This window comes from Corynebacterium sp. HMSC072A02, assembly GCF_001810085.1.
Classification (GTDB): domain Bacteria; phylum Actinomycetota; class Actinomycetes; order Mycobacteriales; family Mycobacteriaceae; genus Corynebacterium; species Corynebacterium hesseae.
Map to the genome: position 1 here is coordinate 1 of NZ_KV799805.1, position 14,798 is coordinate 14,798.

Annotated in this window: 18 protein-coding genes and 2 pseudogenes; 7 read left to right on the forward strand and 13 right to left on the reverse strand. The window is 58.5% G+C overall.

Translation table 11 applies throughout. The annotated features are described in order from the left end of the window. Positions 1 to 134: 134 nt before the first annotated feature. From HMPREF2698_RS00245 to HMPREF2698_RS00265, 5 genes are all read right to left on the reverse strand, one after another. Entirely contained in the window at positions 135 to 845 is a 711-nt protein-coding gene (locus HMPREF2698_RS00245; RefSeq protein ID WP_070523555.1) for an ASCH domain-containing protein, read from the reverse strand. Between the two features lie 252 nt (positions 846 to 1,097). Next, positions 1,098 to 2,540 carry a mercury(II) reductase gene (gene merA / locus HMPREF2698_RS00250; protein ID WP_005532160.1) on the reverse strand — a complete coding sequence of 481 codons (1,443 nt, stop codon included), beginning with the start codon at positions 2,538 to 2,540 and terminating at the stop codon, positions 1,098 to 1,100. Between the two features lie 119 nt (positions 2,541 to 2,659). Continuing rightward, on the reverse strand, positions 2,660 to 3,208 hold the full coding sequence (locus HMPREF2698_RS00255) for a TlpA family protein disulfide reductase (RefSeq protein WP_014316113.1): 549 nt from the start codon (positions 3,206 to 3,208) through the stop codon (positions 2,660 to 2,662). Then, positions 3,205 to 4,170 (reverse strand): cytochrome c biogenesis CcdA family protein, encoded by a 966-nt coding sequence (locus tag HMPREF2698_RS00260; RefSeq protein ID WP_005532162.1) that lies wholly within the window; start codon positions 4,168 to 4,170, stop codon positions 3,205 to 3,207. The genes HMPREF2698_RS00255 and HMPREF2698_RS00260 overlap by 4 nt, the downstream gene beginning before the upstream one ends. Continuing rightward, on the reverse strand, positions 4,167 to 4,544 hold the full coding sequence (locus HMPREF2698_RS00265) for a hypothetical protein (RefSeq protein WP_044055145.1): 378 nt from the start codon (positions 4,542 to 4,544) through the stop codon (positions 4,167 to 4,169). The genes HMPREF2698_RS00260 and HMPREF2698_RS00265 overlap by 4 nt, the downstream gene beginning before the upstream one ends. A 227-nt stretch (positions 4,545 to 4,771) precedes the next feature. Here HMPREF2698_RS00265 and HMPREF2698_RS00270 point away from each other — a divergent pair, with 227 nt between their 5' ends. Further along, a complete protein-coding gene (locus HMPREF2698_RS00270; RefSeq protein WP_369815758.1) occupies positions 4,772 to 5,155 on the forward strand; it encodes a heavy metal-responsive transcriptional regulator in 384 nt (127 codons plus the stop codon). A gap of 62 nt (positions 5,156 to 5,217) precedes the next feature. On the opposite strand, the gene HMPREF2698_RS00275 is transcribed toward HMPREF2698_RS00270, so the two are convergent. Then, complete coding sequence (locus HMPREF2698_RS00275) at positions 5,218 to 5,466, reverse strand: alkyl hydroperoxide reductase (RefSeq protein WP_232755636.1); 249 nt, start codon at positions 5,464 to 5,466, stop codon at positions 5,218 to 5,220. A 203-nt stretch (positions 5,467 to 5,669) separates the two neighbouring features. Between HMPREF2698_RS00275 and HMPREF2698_RS00280 the strand changes: the two genes are divergently transcribed. Together HMPREF2698_RS00280 and HMPREF2698_RS13345 are read left to right on the forward strand one after the other, a co-directional pair. Beyond that, a complete protein-coding gene (locus tag HMPREF2698_RS00280) occupies positions 5,670 to 5,966 on the forward strand; it encodes a hypothetical protein (RefSeq protein ID WP_005531125.1) in 297 nt (98 codons plus the stop codon). Positions 5,967 to 6,498: 532 nt separating this feature from the next. Further along, positions 6,499 to 6,576 (forward strand): annotated as a pseudogene (locus HMPREF2698_RS13345) (IS6 family transposase); the annotation flags it as partial. 293 nt (positions 6,577 to 6,869) lie between these two features. On the opposite strand, the gene HMPREF2698_RS00285 reads toward HMPREF2698_RS13345, so the two are convergent. Next, the gene (locus HMPREF2698_RS00285; RefSeq protein WP_034664654.1) at positions 6,870 to 7,274 is read right to left on the reverse strand and encodes a MerR family transcriptional regulator; all 405 of its coding nucleotides are present in this window, start codon (positions 7,272 to 7,274) and stop codon (positions 6,870 to 6,872) included. Between the two features lie 169 nt (positions 7,275 to 7,443). Here HMPREF2698_RS00285 and HMPREF2698_RS00290 point away from each other — a divergent pair, with 169 nt between their 5' ends. Further along, positions 7,444 to 9,003 (forward strand): SulP family inorganic anion transporter, encoded by a 1,560-nt coding sequence (locus HMPREF2698_RS00290; RefSeq protein ID WP_035009418.1) that lies wholly within the window; start codon positions 7,444 to 7,446, stop codon positions 9,001 to 9,003. Positions 9,004 to 9,119: 116 nt separating this feature from the next. After that, a pseudogene (locus HMPREF2698_RS13135) lies at positions 9,120 to 9,384 on the forward strand (IS6 family transposase); the annotation flags it as partial. Positions 9,385 to 9,541: 157 nt separating this feature from the next. Here the strand turns inward: HMPREF2698_RS13135 and HMPREF2698_RS00295 are convergent. The 4 genes from HMPREF2698_RS00295 to HMPREF2698_RS00310 form a co-directional block, all read right to left on the reverse strand. Further along, complete coding sequence (locus tag HMPREF2698_RS00295; protein ID WP_174232238.1) at positions 9,542 to 9,856, reverse strand: NIPSNAP family protein; 315 nt, start codon at positions 9,854 to 9,856, stop codon at positions 9,542 to 9,544. Positions 9,857 to 9,955: 99 nt separating this feature from the next. Further along, a complete protein-coding gene (locus tag HMPREF2698_RS00300; protein ID WP_003849969.1) occupies positions 9,956 to 10,285 on the reverse strand; it encodes a DMT family transporter in 330 nt (109 codons plus the stop codon). Further along, positions 10,282 to 10,641 (reverse strand): DMT family transporter, encoded by a 360-nt coding sequence (locus HMPREF2698_RS00305; protein WP_048733039.1) that lies wholly within the window; start codon positions 10,639 to 10,641, stop codon positions 10,282 to 10,284. The genes HMPREF2698_RS00300 and HMPREF2698_RS00305 overlap by 4 nt, the downstream gene beginning before the upstream one ends. Further along, entirely contained in the window at positions 10,638 to 11,183 is a 546-nt protein-coding gene (locus HMPREF2698_RS00310) for a TetR/AcrR family transcriptional regulator (protein ID WP_070523549.1), read from the reverse strand. Before HMPREF2698_RS00310 ends, HMPREF2698_RS00305 begins: the two co-directional genes overlap by 4 nt. A gap of 188 nt (positions 11,184 to 11,371) precedes the next feature. On the opposite strand from HMPREF2698_RS00310, the gene HMPREF2698_RS00315 reads away from it, so the two are divergent. Next, the gene (locus HMPREF2698_RS00315; protein WP_070561362.1) at positions 11,372 to 11,626 is read left to right on the forward strand and encodes a hypothetical protein; all 255 of its coding nucleotides are present in this window, start codon (positions 11,372 to 11,374) and stop codon (positions 11,624 to 11,626) included. Continuing rightward, positions 11,626 to 12,219: a recombinase family protein gene (locus tag HMPREF2698_RS00320; protein WP_070561364.1), complete on the forward strand. Its 594-nt coding sequence runs from the start codon at positions 11,626 to 11,628 to the stop codon at positions 12,217 to 12,219. Before HMPREF2698_RS00315 ends, HMPREF2698_RS00320 begins: the two co-directional genes overlap by 1 nt. A gap of 860 nt (positions 12,220 to 13,079) precedes the next feature. Here the strand turns inward: HMPREF2698_RS00320 and HMPREF2698_RS00325 are convergent. Together HMPREF2698_RS00325 and HMPREF2698_RS00335 are read right to left on the reverse strand one after the other, a co-directional pair. Then, positions 13,080 to 14,314 (reverse strand): IS3 family transposase gene (locus HMPREF2698_RS00325; RefSeq protein WP_176453645.1). Its coding sequence is split into 2 segments (ribosomal slippage): positions 13,080 to 14,026 and positions 14,026 to 14,314, totalling 1,236 coding nucleotides; the frame shifts between segments, so codons are not numbered across the junction. 74 nt (positions 14,315 to 14,388) lie between these two features. Further along, complete coding sequence (locus HMPREF2698_RS00335; protein ID WP_011117479.1) at positions 14,389 to 14,652, reverse strand: hypothetical protein; 264 nt, start codon at positions 14,650 to 14,652, stop codon at positions 14,389 to 14,391. Positions 14,653 to 14,798: the final 146 nt, after the last annotated feature.

Below are 14,798 nucleotides of genomic sequence, written 5' to 3' on the forward strand. Positions count from 1 at the left end.
TATCAGGTGTCTACCAAACAGGGGTCAGGTCCGTCGTCGGTTTTGCAGATGTGAAGCACTCCCCTAAGTCACAAACTCTGGTGTAGTTTTACTGCTTCTACAAAAAGGGTAAGTGCGCTTTTAGATTGTTTGAATTACTGGAGTTTGAACTCTACGAGGTCGACTTCGTCATCGGCAGCTAATCCGGGATAGTGAGTATCTAGCGCTTCCTGAAGCTCGGTGAGAGAACCAAAACCGTCATTTCTAGCTTGCTTTTCCGACAATTCACTTCGCTGGGTCGAGACAACGGACGTGACCTGTGCAGGAATGGTGACGACCTCTCCGGATTCTTTCTCGAAGACAATTTGGGCACTTCCTTCATGGAAAGGATCATCTACCCGGATGGTTTGTTGCTTTTCTCCGCTACGAATTGATTCCTCGTAGCCTTCCCACATGTAGATGCGCTGCTCTTGTTCCATATCTCGCCAGTTGAATGCGAAAGGCAAGAGTTCTTCTACGGTAAGTGCTTCAAGTCCATTGCTTCCGCGCACGATGCACCGAATGGACGGATCAACATCAAAAAGCACCTGGCGGCATTTACCGCAGGGAGGAATAACTTGACCAGTAGGTCCGTATACGGCGACTACTGCTTGGATTGGGTCCTCTGGATAACTAGCAGCATGGTTAGCTAAAGCCGAGACTTCCCCGCAAGGACCACCGAGGAAGTGGTGCGCGTTCAAACCGAGTACGTGTTTGCCTGATTTGGTGAGGAGTGCTGCGGCTACAGTGTGGTCTTCTCCGTCTTGAAAACGCTGTGCATGGGTGGTTGCTTTGGCTAGTAAATTTCGAAGTTCGTTGGTAATCACTCTTTAAGGGTAATAAATGCTAACGCGCTTTATCTATGCGAAGACAGAGATCGGGAACACCCCCCCGGATCATTTTCAGACAGGGACGAAAATAAGCCATACCGAAGCCAGCGACTAGTTCCACTGCCCCAAGGCAGAAGGAACGCAGACAAACATAACCTGCCCCAGCATGGGGCTAGGAGTACGAATCCTGGGCTCCTTCAAGCGGAACTGCCAACAACGTAATGGGATTAGGCTGGGATCTGGCGCGGGTCAGGAGGCGCAGCAGGAGAGTTTGGAGACGTCGGTGGTGAAGGACTGTGCGGCGATTTTGATCCCTTCGGCCATGGTCAGGTATGGGCACCAGAGGTTCGCGACCTGGTCAACGGTCATGCCGGCCTCGAGGATGTAGACTCCGGCGGCGGCCAGGTCACCGGCCTCCTTGCCGACGGCGGTGATCCCCACAATCCGTCCGGTGTCGGCGTCGGCGACGATTTTGATGAAGCCGCGGGTGTCCCGGTTCACCAGTGCCCGGGGAACGTATTCCAGGGGCAGGACCCGGCATTCACACCGGATGCCCGCCTCGTTGGCTTCCTTGTCGGTCATGCCGACCGCGGCCAGTGACGGGCTGGTGAACGTCACGCGGGGCAGGTGCCGGTAGTCGACCTCGCGCCCGGCGTTGTTGAAGGCGTTCTCCACCATCAGGGTTCCGTGGGCGGACGCGACGTAGACGAATTCTCGGTGCCCGGTCACATCCCCTGCGGCCCAGATCCTGGGGTTGGAGCTGGCGAGTGTGCTCTCGACCAGGATCTGGCCGGTGTCGCCGGTCTTGACGCCGACGGCGTCCAGGTTCAGTCCGTCGGTGACGGCGCGTCGGCCGGTGGCTACCAGCAGCTTTGCGGCGCGGAATTCCTCCTGGCCCCCGGCGACCGTGGCGGTGACAAGGACCTCTGCGCCGGCGGGATCTGTGCGGACCGAAGTTACGGCTGCGCGGCGGACCACGCGGATGCCCTCGTCGGCGAAGACGCCCATCAGCGCACGGGAGGCTTCCGGTTCCTCGTGCGAGGCAAGCCTGGAGCGGACCAGCAAGGTCACTTTGGATCCGAGGCGGGCAAAAAGCTGCGCCTGCTCCAGGGCCACGTACCCGCCGCCGAAGACGATCAGGGACTCGGGCACCTCGTTCAGTTCCATGGCGGTGGTCGAGGTCAGGTAGTTGACTTCATCCAGTCCCGGCACCGGGGGTGCCCACGGGGTCGAACCGGTCGCGACCAGATAATGGGCGGCGGTCAGGGAGTCGCGGGTGCCGTCGGGTCCGGTGATTTCCAGGACCGGTTCCTCCGGGGTGCCGGCGAACACCGCGGTGCCCTGGCGCAGGTCCCATCCGTAGTCGGCGGCCAGATCCACGTATTTATCCGAGCGCATTCCCTCGACCAGGGAGCGTTTCCCGTCTATCAGTACACCCATGTCCACCGGGGCGGCGGAAGTGCTGATCCCGGGGAACCTTCCGGTCGCATCCACAGCGACATGCCGGGCTTCGGCGGCGGCCAGCAGGGCTTTGGAGGGAACGCACCCGGTGTTCACACAGGTCCCGCCCACCGTGGAGCGTTCGATCATCACGACCCGATTGCCCAGCTTGGTGGCCCGGATGGCGGCGGCGAAGGCGCCGCCTCCGGAACCGATCACGGCTAAATCAAAATCTGGTGCTGCCTCAGGCATTAGTCCTCCTTGGAGTCTCGAATGAACACCCCGGGGGCGTTCCTTTTTGCATGCTGTCCCCAGTCTGCACCTTCCCCTGCACGGGAAGGTCAAGAACGGGAGCGAAGAGATCGGTGTTGCTACGGAAGTGTTGTGTCAAGAAATTCCTTCAGGGCATCGGCCTTCATGGGCCGGGAATCGGCCCGGCCCAGGATGTCACCGTCAGGTGCGATGACGACGGTACTGTCCAGGGATGTGACCGCGTACTTTTGGGTGAGTTCCCCGGTCCGGTCGACAACGAAGGGGTATCCGGGTGTGCCGGCCATTTCGCGGAACTGGTCCACTTGGGTTTTTGTGGTCTCCGGCGTCACGTCCACGGCGACGAAGTCTGCCTTATCGGCATATTCCTGTTCCAGTTCCTTCATCGCTTCTGCCTGCGGAACGCAGGTATAGCACCAGCTCGCCATGAAATACAGCACTGTCGGGCGGGTGGAAGGGACGGTGAGGGCCTTGCCGTCCACAGATGTGATCTCGATCCTGTCCACGTTGTTTGCGCCCGCTGGCCCGGCGGCGGGAGCGGTTTCGCTCCCGCGGTTCAACGCAGTGAGGGCCAGGACCAGGATGAGGGCCGCGGCCGCTACGACGGCAGTAATGGTGAAGATCCGCCGGTGGTTTCTGGTCGTTGTCATGGGTTTCCTTTCTGGTTGGTGCGCCCTGGCGCCGTGTCGGGAAGAAGATGTTCCGGGCCGCAGCACGCTTCGGTGCTGTCGCTGCTCTCAGCCCCATCCGTGATTGCGCTGTTGTCCTGTGCCTTGCTTTTACTGCGGCGCCGCAGGGCCAGGGCCGCGGCGGCGAGGACGGCGGCCACCGCGGTGAGGGTGATGATGGGCCAGTTGCCCGAGATGAAACCGGACAGCGCCACGCTGGCTTCGGTGACCGTCCCGCCCATGATCTCCCCGGCCTGCCCGCCGGACAGGGCCGGAACCCAGTAGAGCAACAGGTAGATCCCTGCGAGGATAAGCGCGGCTCCGCCGAGACGATTAACAAACGGCAGGATCCTTCGGACGTGGCGTGCCAGGACGTCCCGCGCTACCGCTGCACCGAGGGACAGAAGGACCAGCACCACCGAGGAGCCCAAGGCGTAGGCGGCGAAGACCGCCAGCAGCCCGGCCAGGCTCCCGGTGGACACAGCCTGGGCGACAACAGCCAGCAGCAGGGCCAGGCTGCAAGAGAGCGCAGCCACCGCATAGGCCACCCCGTAGCCAAAGACCGCCCTGAGGCCCGAACTGGTCCCGTCCGTCTTCAGAATCCGGGGCAGGTTCAACCTCGCCCCGGGCAGCTGCCATCCGAACACCATGCCAAGGCCGGCAACCACAATAACCGCTCCGATCAGCGCCGCCGCCCAGGGAAGCGCCGACGCCACCGACCGCAGGCCTACAGCGGCGAGCAGGCCGGCCGTAACAAAGACAGTGGCGAAACCGGCGCTGAGGGCAACCCCGGCCTGAAGACCTGCAAGCAACGGCCGCTTCCGTCCCGCACCGGGGCCTGAACCAATGAAATACGCCAGATAGGTTGGCAGCATCGCAAACCCGCATGGATTCACCGTGGCAAGCATTCCGGTCAGAAAGGCCAGACCCAAAACACCCGTCATCCCTGTGACCCCGCATCCTCAGAAGCACCGGCCCGGGACTGCCCGGACCGCTCCTGCTCCGACGATGAATGAGGTGTTGGAGTAGAACCCGCGGACAGGCTGGCCCCCGGGCGGGAACGGGCGCAACAATCCGTCCCCGGGCTGCCCCGACGCTGCGCCCGCAGGAGCAGGGCCCCCGCGGCAAGGGCTGCGGCGGCAATGAACCAGAGGTTGCCGGCCATTGCGCCGGCCGCGGCGAAAACACCGGCTGCAGCCGTCAGAACGGGTACCCCGCAGCACACCAGCGCCACCATCACAACACCAAGGAAGGACAGCAGAGTGCCTGCCGCAAGCACCAGGCCAGAGCGCTTCCGGCCCTTCACTTTTATTGACATGATCATCCCTTCATATGTCCGGCTCGTGTCCGGAACCCCGACAGGGGACCCCAACACGAAACCGGACGGCCAGTAGTACGTCACACCCCATTATCAACCTTCCACTAAGGGGGAAGGTCAAGCTGGCGACGGGACCTGTTGGTTTGCGGGTGCCGATGCGGAACGTTCCAGTACGATGGAAGGGTCATATGCGATTTTTTGGAACGAGATGAGGACCCGAAATGCGAATCGGTGAAGTTGCTGATGCTGCCGGTATAACAACCAAGACGATCAGGTTCTATGAGGACCGGGGCCTGCTCCCACCGGCTGAGCGCTCGGCCAACGGCTATCGTGACTACACCCACGACACCCTCAGCCGCCTCGAATTCATTCGCCGCAGCCAAATCGCCGGGCTGACCCTGGCGCAGATCCAGGGCATTCTGCGGATCCGCGATAGCGGTTTGACGCCTTGCACCCACGTACGGGATGTCCTGGGGAAACAGTTGCAGGACCTGGACCGGAAAATCGCGGAGCTCACCGCGCTCCGGGTGACCGTGGCCGAACAATATGCAACCGCCGAGGTGGCCGACCCTCAGCGCTGCGATGCTGAACAAATCTGCAGTTACATCTGAGCCCGCCGCAGGCTAAGGGGCTTCACTGAGCCGGCTCCCGCCGCGGCCAGTGCCGTCCGCAGTTACGCAGCACCCGGCTCCACGGCACGGAAGACCTCCGTGCCCGCGGCGTCCAGGATTACAGCGGTGCTTACCTGGTTTATCCGGTAGGCGGTGATGAGCCGCGTATCGGCATCAGAGGCAAAGGCCAGGGATGACGCCCCATTTCCGGCCAGGAATTCCCTGATTTCATCGGCCGTCTCGTAGGACGCGATGTCCACCGCGACATAGTTCACGGCAGCAGGAGAGCTTCGCTGGACCTTGGCAAGCACCCGGGCTCCCGGCTCGAGGGTCAAGCCCCATGGTGATGCCGTGGCCCGGCGAGTGAGCGAGGTCAGGCCGGTTGGCGGCGGCTTTCGGTGGGAATGATCTGGGGTAGGAACCGGACGTAGAGGATCATGCTCTGATTCTTATTCTCTCCGAGACAGATAACACTTGCAAAAGTTGATTACACCCCACTTTTACAATAAGGTACATGTTTGAATTTCGCGTATATTCGCCGACTTTAAAGACAACGTTCTTCTACGGTAGGGAGCCAAGCTTTGAGCAGGCCTGGGACAAGGCCGTGGTCTACATTTTGAATGATGCCCGTTGGAAAGACCAAAGCAATATCATTGATGCCATAGCTGCAACGGAGACAAAGTCAGAACATGCCACAAATGGGTGGATAGACGTCAGCCTTGGCCGGAATATGCAAAATGTTTACGAGCAACACGAAGTTGCGGTCATGATTGATAAAACTGCACGTGTCATGAACAATTTAGGACACTGAGTTAAGTCGGTTAGGGTACACCACGTTACGAGATAATCTTCCAACTCTTGCTCAAGCAGTCAGTCCGGTAGAAGTGATAACTCACGTCCCCTCTACCAACCGCAGTCCCGGACGCGACCGTGGGGCACTTGCTAGTGCCCTCAATTCTGCTCTCGGTCATATATCCGAAATCGTCTCACACCAGCGGCTTTAGAATCTTCAGGTGATAACACCGGCGCGTCCCACACAATAAGCCCAGATCGTTTTTCAGTGATAGATCCTGCTGCAGTCGCCGGTCGGCACGTGCTGCTAGTGGAGGACACTTGGGTCAGCGGAGCCAGTGCGCAATCAGAAGCGGTATCTCTGCACCGAGCAGGCGATCACCATGTCACTGTCATGTGTATCGCCAGGATGCTGAAAGCCAAGTGGGAAGACGGGACTTACTTGGCATCTCAATACGCCACCTTGCTGCCTCCACAGCAAGACACTACAGTTTTCAATCCTTAAACAAGGAGATCTGAACATACTTTTAGACGGCGCTGTTGCAAAGTTGGGCCAGGGCACGGTGTTTACCTACGGGCACCCGAACCCAGACGCGGTGATCGTCAGCCGGATATTCGAGACAGCTTAAGCACCCCGGAGCAAGGACAACTAATGTCTTGAGGGTAGGCTTTTCGACCCTGGCCCAACTTTGCAACAGCACCGCGTAGGTAAAATAACGGGTTAAGTGACAATTTTCGATTATGTGACCTTGGATGACTGTGTCGTTTTGAGGAGTCGTCTGCACGGATTTCAGAAGTCCTCTGTACTATCGCCATCCACTCCGGAGAGGCCGCGGGCGTTCGTCCACTTCATCTGGAACGCGACTCGACAGAGCGCATTCAATCGGATGGTCTTTTTCTCCCTGCGAAGGATGGGGGCACTTTAGGGTGCCAGGGTGTTGACCAGATCGAGGAATTCCTCAGCGTAGGCAATTTGCTTGCGTAGCTTTTCGTAGCGGGTGCGCGTCTCCTCACGAATGTCGGCAAGGGTGGCCTTGGCATTACTCCGTGCCTGCTGTGCGGTATCACTTTCCTGCCCGCCATCTGAACTATGAAGAATCTCCGCAGCTTCCAGGAATTCTCGCATCTGATCCAGAGTAAACCCCAGCGGTTTCATCCGTCGCACCAGCAAAACACGACGTACATCAGCCTCACTATAAAGCCTGAACCCACCAGGGCTACGCCCCGATGGGGTAATCAGGCCGACGTTGTCATAATAACGCAAGGTGGGAATCGACAACCCCGTCTGGTCAACGACCTCGCCGATCTTGAAATTACTGTTTTGCATTGCCTGTTCTCCTTCACGGTGATGTTGCCCACGGGTTCCTGTGCCTGGGTTGGCGGTTGAGTAAAACTCCCGCTACCATGACCACCATCACCAAACCTAAAGTTACTAGAGGGTTGGATTCCTTTCGGGCGTTCGCCCAGTTACCTATCCCCTCAAAGATTGGACATCTATGACTGAAACTAGCACGGCGGCCCCCCGCCCCCTCCTGAGTCCAGACGGCGCTGATGCCCCTACCGGGATCATCGCATCCTTCCGTTACGCATTTTCTTCCCCCGCCCGTATCCGTATAGAGATTCTGGCCGGACTGGCGGTATCCCTGGCGCTGATCCCTGAGGCCATTGCCTTTTCCATCCTTGCCGGTGTTGACCCAGCCATGGGTCTGTTTTCCTCGGTAGTCATGGCCATTGCGATCGCCTTTACCGGTGGCCGCCCGGCAATGACCACCGGCGCCACCGGGGCTATTGCCCTAGTCATTGCTCCTGTGGCGCGTGGTTACGGGATGGATTATTTCATCGCCACCGTCTTGTTGGGCGGTGTCCTACAAATCGTGCTCGGCGCCCTCGGTGTGGCGAAACTTCAGCGTTTTATCCCCCGATCGGTGATGCTGGGTTTCGTCAATGCACTGGGCATTATGATTTTCACCGCCCAACTCGAACACCTCATTGATGTGCCTTGGATGGTCTACCCACTCGTCGGCTTGGGTGTGGTGATCATGATTTTCTTCCCCAAGCTCACCAGTGTGATCCCCGCCCCGCTGGTCACGATTATCGTGCTCACCGGTTTGGTCATTGCCGCCGGTTTGACTGTCCCGACGGTCTCGGACATGGGCAAGATGCCGGAGACCTTACCGTCCCTGTTTATTCCGAACGTGCCGTGGACGTTGGAGACCCTGCAGATCATCGCGCCTTATGCCCTGGCCATGGCCGTGGTCGGTCTCATGGAATCGTTGATGACCGCCAAGCTCGTCGATGACATCACCGACACTCATTCCGATAAAACTCGTGAATCCTGGGGACAGGGGGTGGCTAATATTGCCTCCGGTTTCTTCGGCGGCATGGGTGGCTGCGCGATGATCGGTCAAACCATGATCAACGTCCGCGAATCCGGGGCACGTACCCGCCTATCCACCCTGTTAGCCGGTGTGTTCCTGCTGGTCCTGGTCCTGGCACTGGGCGACATCGTTGGCATGATCCCGATGGCTGCGCTGGTGGCAATCATGATCATGGTCTCGGTCGGCACCATCGACTGGCACTCGGTGCATCCACGCACCCTTAAACTCATGCCGGTCTCTGAGACCATTGTTATGGCCGTGACGATTATTGCCACCCTAGCCACCAGCAACCTGGCCATTGGTGTGGTGCTGGGTGTGGTCACCGCGATGATCATGTTCGCCCGTCGGATGGCACATATCGCTTCCATTGAAAAGGTCTCCGAGATCGACGGCGACGGCGATGGCGAGATTGATACTCGTACCTACCGGGTGCATGGCCAGTTGTTTTGGGCATCAAGCAATGACCTGGTTTATCGCTTTGATTACACCGATTCTGCCCGTCATATCACTATTGATCTCACTGAGGCGGAGATCTGGGATGCCTCCACGGTCGCGACCTTTGACGCGATTACGCAGAAGTTCCAGGACAGAGGCAAAACCGTGTCCATTATCGGGCTCGACGGTCCCAGTCAGGACCGGCTGAACCGACTGTCTGGCCGGCTTGGCACCGGCCACTAACATCCCCCGACTCGAGCACATCGACTTGGCGCCCCAACTTATAACCGGGGCGCCAGTTTATTGGTGCTGTTGCACAGTTGGGGCAGTAGGAAGAGTGACGTGAAATAGTCACAGCCATGGGTATCTTCTCCGGTCGTCATTTCCCCCGTGACATCATTCTATGGGCAGTGCGGTGGTACTGCCGCTACGGGGTGAGCTACCGCGATCTGGAGGAAATGATGACTTCAGCGGGGCGTGCCGGTCGATCACACCACGATCTACCGCTGGGTCCAGAAATACGCCCCTGAGCTGGACAAGCAAACACGGTGGTACCGGCAGGTACCTGACTGCCAGGCCAGTTCCTGGCGGGTCGATGAGACCTATATCCGAGTCGGCGGCAGGTGATGCTACCTCTATCGGGCGATCACCGCCGGTGGCCAGACCGGTATAGGATAGTCGCTTTATAGGTCCATGCTGATTCGCGCTCTGGGGTACACCCATCTGTACGCGCTGACCTGCGGCGTTGTGGGTTGTGCCGAGCGTGCTGCCGGAGTCCCTTTCAGTGTCCCTGGGGTAGGAGCGGCCGCATGAAGGTGCGCTCGTACCGCAGGACGCACTCGGACTCGTCTCGAATCCGGTCAGCGGCGATGAAGTCCGAGTGGGTGCCGAACAAGGTGCGGTACTGCTCGTAGGCAGCCAGGCTGGGGAAGCTGAACAGGGATTCCGCACGGTCACTCACACCTTCCGCGGGTAGGTAGTACCCGTGGTGGGTGCCGCCGTGTTCGTCGACATGCCGCATCCAAGCGCGGGCGAACTGTTCAAAGGCTGCGATCTGGTCGGGGTCGATGGTGTAGTGGACGACACAGGTGATCACATCCACAACGCTAGGCCCACAGGCGCTCATTGGGGAGCCTTTGTCTGTGCGCCTCGTGGTGCAGCACACCAATCTGCCTGGTTTACCTGCGGAAATGCGTCAGTTCGCCAAGTTGGCGCCGAGTTCAACGGTGAGAACTCCGACGGCGATGAGGAGGATGCCGAGGGCCATGGTTCGGGTGAGGGGTTCGTGGAAGATGACCCGGGCGAGGATCGCGGTGAGAGCTACGCCGGATGCTGCCCAGATGCCGTAGGCGACGCCAAGGGCCATGCCGTCGGCCAAGGCGAGACTTAAGGCGACGAACGCCACGAGATACCCCGCGATGACGCCGATGAACCATTTCTTCACCCGGCCACCGTCGGAGGCTCGTAGCGACATGGTCGCGACGACTTCGGACAAGATGGCGCCTGCGAGGAAGATCCATCTCATGAGTTGACTCCTGCTTCCTGGGCTGCGGTTTGCTGAGCTTTCTGGGAGCCGAGTTCGACGGTGAGGACACCGCTGATGATCGCAACCATTCCAAGACCCATCACAGCGGTCAGAGGTTCACCGAAAATCGCGGCGGATAGCACGGCGGCGAGCACGACCCCGCTGGCTCCCCAGATGCCATAGGCGACGCCGATCTGCATTCCTTCGCGCAGGCAGAAGGTGAGGAAGACGAAAGTGCCGATGTATCCGGCAGCAACCACGATGTACCAGGATGGGTGATTGAGCGCCGCCTTGAGAGACAGCGTCGCCGCCACTTCGGTAGTGATGGCGCCAGCGAGCAGGAACCACTGCTTCATGGGGTTGTTCCTTCGATCAGGGAGCGAATGCTGGAGACGACGGCTTCGAGATCCGCGCCGTGGAGGGTGGACACACCTGTGGCCTGGGCGCCCCAGAGTCCGTCGGCGGCGAGTCGGGCGGTGGTCAGCCTGGCTCGGGTGGCGGCGTCGAGATCGTCCGGGAGTTCGAGCCAGCGGCCCATCCGCGTAGTCCACGGTTCGGTGAGTTCGGGCCGATACGTCGCTTGGCCCCAGATGATGAACTCGGCGCGCTTGGCGGCCCCGTGGGCGGCGACGTGAACGTAGCTCAGGAGCCGCTCGGTGGCGTTGGCGTTCTCGAGGGGCTTGCCAAGGGTGGCAGTCATGTCGTTCTCGACGTTGGCCGCAGCGTGGTCGACGATCGCGGCGAGCAGTACGTCGCGGTTGCGGAAGTGATATAGCAATCCCGGTTTGGTGAGCCCGGCCTCGTGGGTCACTGCGTCAAGGGTAATGTCGCCACCCTCCGCTGCGTTCATGACGCGGAGGGCAGCTTCCAGGATCTCGGAGCGCCGACTGGTTCGCATATAGCTAACTTTACCATTTGGTAGGTGAAGCCTTCAACTGCGGGCGCTGGTAGGGGCACCTGGGGTACACCCTATTGTTACGCCGGTTTGGAGCAGAATGTTTGCTGTAAAATAGGGCCGTTCCTAGCATTGTTTTACACGTGTCTAGCGGGGTCTAGGCCTTATGTTTACAGAAAGTGGTGAGTGTAGTGTTGTCGTCTGATGGTTTCCATATTGAAAGTCATATTGACTCTGTGCCCGCGTTGGCGCGGGTGAAAGATCTGCACGGTGGGTTGTCGTCGGGGCAGCAGGCGTTGGGCAGGATTGTGCAAGCCTTGCTTGCTGACGCTGATGGTCTCGACGGTGTTCAGCTTTATGCCCTCTCGGATGCAATCGAGTCGTATCGTGATGCGGTCATTGCCCAGGAGAATGCTGCCTTTAACCCTTCGCGGGGCGAAGACTAATGGTCAATGACTCTGGTTCGCATGGGCAGCGGGTGGGCTATATCCGGGTTTCCACGGTGGAGCAGAATAATCAGCGCCAGAAAGAACTACTCAATGCTTCCGGCAGGATTGACCGGTTCTTTGAGGATAAGATTTCCGGCCGCACCAAGGCTGCGCGCCCTGGGCTTGGCGAGTGTATGGCGTATGTGCGCGACGGTGACGAGCTCGTCGTGTCGTCGATTGATCGCCTCGCCCGTTCGCTTACGGATCTGCGCGGTATTGTTGATGAGCTTACCGGCAAGGGTGTGACTGTTACTTTTCTGCATGAGAATCTTGCGTTTGCGAAAGACACGTCCGATCCGCGTGCGGATTTAATGCTCGGTATTTTGGGTTCTTTTGCGGAGTTTGAGCGGGCCATTATCCGCGAGCGCCAGGCGGAGGGGATTGCGTTGGCGAAAAAGGCTGGCAAGTACAAAGGCCGCAAACCTGCCCTTAGCCCGCAGCAGGTAGCGGAGATTAAGAGGCGCACACTGGCGGGGGAGTCAAAGGCAGCACTCGCGCGGGAGTTTGGGGTTACCCGCCCTACGGTGTATCGAGCGTTGAAAAACGTCTAAAGCGGCGCAGCTGTGAGGGTAAATCAGCGTGCCCGTCAGTCCTGTCATATGTCTTGCCATATGGCGGGACATATGTTTAGGCATATGCTAAAGCATATGGCGGCAGTTATGTAGCACTGCCAGCATTTTCGTGCGTCTAGATAGGGTGACAGGCAGAGAAATTAGCGGTGTTGAGTGCAGCTGCAAGTAGCACTGTACGGGTTTCCCCTCATGGGCGGCTTTTATAAAGGCAGGGGTGAAATCATGCTTCTAGGTCTCGTCAGGGGTGGCTGCTAACGTTAGTGCCGGTTCACAATCATGCCCCGCCACCTGTGGTGGGGCGTGGGCGTGACTTCCTCGTCGGTGCGCGGTAAGGCCCGCGCGTGACGTGGGCTGTCCCGCGCGCCTTTTTCAGGCGAGCGGACAACCCTACGACGTAAAGGGAGGTAGACAATGGGTAAACACTCATTGGATACACCCGGTCGCAAAAGAAAAGACCTTGATGCCACCAAGCTTGACTGGCTAGATGTGGCTACCAAGGTCATAGTTCTTGTGACCGTAATCGTGAAGCTCGTTACCGCGATGCTTCACGTGGGTCTTTAGGCCCGAGGGTCTCAACGAGCTGGCACTCGTTGGGGCCCTTTTTATTGTGCAGCGATGGTTCAGGGACGAATCATGCTGTCATGTCTTAGGCTAATGTGCGCGCGGGGGTTTCGCAATACTCCCACACCGAGGCCGTAGCTACCTTTTCTCTACTGCGGGCAGAATCTGTGTAGTCGTGCGCCCGCGAGTCCTGCCATATGGCGGAACATATGTTTAGGCATATGTTATAGCGTATGTTCCGCCATATGCTAAAGCATGAAGTGCCCCGGGTTTTGTTCCTAGGCGTTTGCCTTGATTTCTATTATTGCTTGCGGCGGGTGCTGGTCCCAAAATTCGGTTTCCACTTCAGCTGGCGTGCGGTAGCCCAAGCTTTGGTGAAGCCTCGTCTCGTTCCACCATGACACCCACTCAAACGTCGCGATTTCCACCTCGACAACCTCATCCCACCTGCGAGTATGGATCAGCTCGTTTTTGTAGGAACCATTAACGTTTTCCGCCAGAGCATTGTCATAGGAGTCGCCAACAGTTCCGGTGGAAGCGGCAATCCCGTGCTGGGCAAGACGCTCGTTGTAGACAACGCTGACATACTGCGAGCCGTGATCCGAATGATGAATGAGACCTGTTGTTTCCTCAGCAGACGCGATCGCCTGGTTGAGAGCTTGCAGCGGCAACGCTTCGGTGCGCATGGAATCTGATAACGCCCACCCAACGATCCGTCGGGAGTAAACATCGGTGACAAACGCGGCATACACAAAGCCTTTCTTCGTGCGCACGTAGGTAATATCAGCCACCCACAGCTTGTTCGGGCCTTCGGCTTTGAATTCTCGCTCCACCAAGTCCGGGCGCAAATCCGGCCTTTGAGGTGTGCGAGTGGTCATAGGCGAGCGGCCTTTGCCTTTGCCTGATACACCGGCTAGACGCATCAGCCGCGCGGTTTGTTCACGACCGATATCGATTCCGTCACGATGAAGAGCATGCCACATTTTCCGCACACCGTAGATGCCGTAATTATCCCGATGGATAGCACTAATGCGTTCAACCAGCACAGCATCACGAAGGCCGCGAGCACTTACCCCACGGGCCTTGGACTGACGATACCCACGCGAGGTGATGAACCCACCAGCGCGGTTTTTCTTCAACGTCTTACAGATGAACTCGACAGAGAAACGATTCCGGTATTCATCGATGAACCGGATCATTTCCGACGTTTTGGGTCGAGTTCCGACGCGAAAAAAGCTGAGGCAGCCTTTAAAAGTTCATTGGTGTCGCGTAGCTCTTGATTTTCACGGCGAAGCCTCGCGTTTTCGGCGGCCAGATCTTCAGGCACGGGTTCTGGGATGTTTCCCGCACGGCGGGCCTGTTGGGTCCATTGACGGGCTGTGTGCCATGACACCCCCAGCTTTGGGGCTACTGCCTGGCACGCGGCTTGCATCGACATATTTTCCGCCAAGATGCGGTCCTCTACAAGACGGACCACACGATCCTTCGCATCCTGGTCAAATTTTCTTGGCATATTCCAGATTTTCCCATCTACTCAAACGGAACAAAACCTGGGACACTTCAGCATATGTTCTGTGTTATGCAGGTTTACCTGCTAGTTCTTGCGTTTAGGCGGAGTCCGAAAATGGTAATCCACAAGGCTAGTAGGCCGAAGGAGATGAGCAGTGCGGCCAGTTCTCGCGAGAGACCGGCCTGGGTGAAAAGGAAGGAGGGGACAAGGATCATTGCTGCGCTTATGCTGCCTCCAAGCGCGGCGTAATACATACGGTCTTCTGGCCGTTCGCGGCGGATGGTCTGGATGATTAAGACGAAAAGTACTGCGAGTGCGGCGAGGGTGATGGTCGTGTACATTCCTTCTCCTTTCGGGACTGGTGCCCATTTTATCGGTGAGGGTGTGCACGGTCTGTGTGCTGCGTTTTCCAAGAGTCAGGGTGTGTTAGTGTTATCCCCCGTAAGATCCTGAGGACCTGACCCCCGGAAAGTAGACACGTCGGGGG

What these genes read in the sequence shown, in the direction of transcription:
- HMPREF2698_RS00265 (WP_044055145.1), bottom strand. Translation starts at nt 4,544, where the DNA reads ATGTCAATAAAAGTGAAGGGCCGGAAGCGCTCTGGCCTGGTGCTTGCG.
- HMPREF2698_RS00260 (WP_005532162.1), bottom strand. Translation starts at nt 4,170, where the DNA reads ATGACGGGTGTTTTGGGTCTGGCCTTTCTGACCGGAATGCTTGCCACG.
- HMPREF2698_RS00310 (WP_070523549.1), bottom strand. Translation starts at nt 11,183, where the DNA reads ATGCGAACCAGTCGGCGCTCCGAGATCCTGGAAGCTGCCCTCCGCGTC.
- HMPREF2698_RS00255 (WP_014316113.1), bottom strand. Translation starts at nt 3,208, where the DNA reads ATGACAACGACCAGAAACCACCGGCGGATCTTCACCATTACTGCCGTC.
- HMPREF2698_RS00320 (WP_070561364.1), top strand. Translation starts at nt 11,626, where the DNA reads ATGGTCAATGACTCTGGTTCGCATGGGCAGCGGGTGGGCTATATCCGG.
- HMPREF2698_RS00305 (WP_048733039.1), bottom strand. Translation starts at nt 10,641, where the DNA reads ATGAAGCAGTGGTTCCTGCTCGCTGGCGCCATCACTACCGAAGTGGCG.
- HMPREF2698_RS00280 (WP_005531125.1), top strand. Translation starts at nt 5,670, where the DNA reads ATGTTTGAATTTCGCGTATATTCGCCGACTTTAAAGACAACGTTCTTC.
- merA (WP_005532160.1), bottom strand. Translation starts at nt 2,540, where the DNA reads ATGCCTGAGGCAGCACCAGATTTTGATTTAGCCGTGATCGGTTCCGGA.
- HMPREF2698_RS00335 (WP_011117479.1), bottom strand. Translation starts at nt 14,652, where the DNA reads ATGTACACGACCATCACCCTCGCCGCACTCGCAGTACTTTTCGTCTTA.
- HMPREF2698_RS00290 (WP_035009418.1), top strand. Translation starts at nt 7,444, where the DNA reads ATGACTGAAACTAGCACGGCGGCCCCCCGCCCCCTCCTGAGTCCAGAC.
- HMPREF2698_RS00300 (WP_003849969.1), bottom strand. Translation starts at nt 10,285, where the DNA reads ATGAGATGGATCTTCCTCGCAGGCGCCATCTTGTCCGAAGTCGTCGCG.
- HMPREF2698_RS00285 (WP_034664654.1), bottom strand. Translation starts at nt 7,274, where the DNA reads ATGCAAAACAGTAATTTCAAGATCGGCGAGGTCGTTGACCAGACGGGG.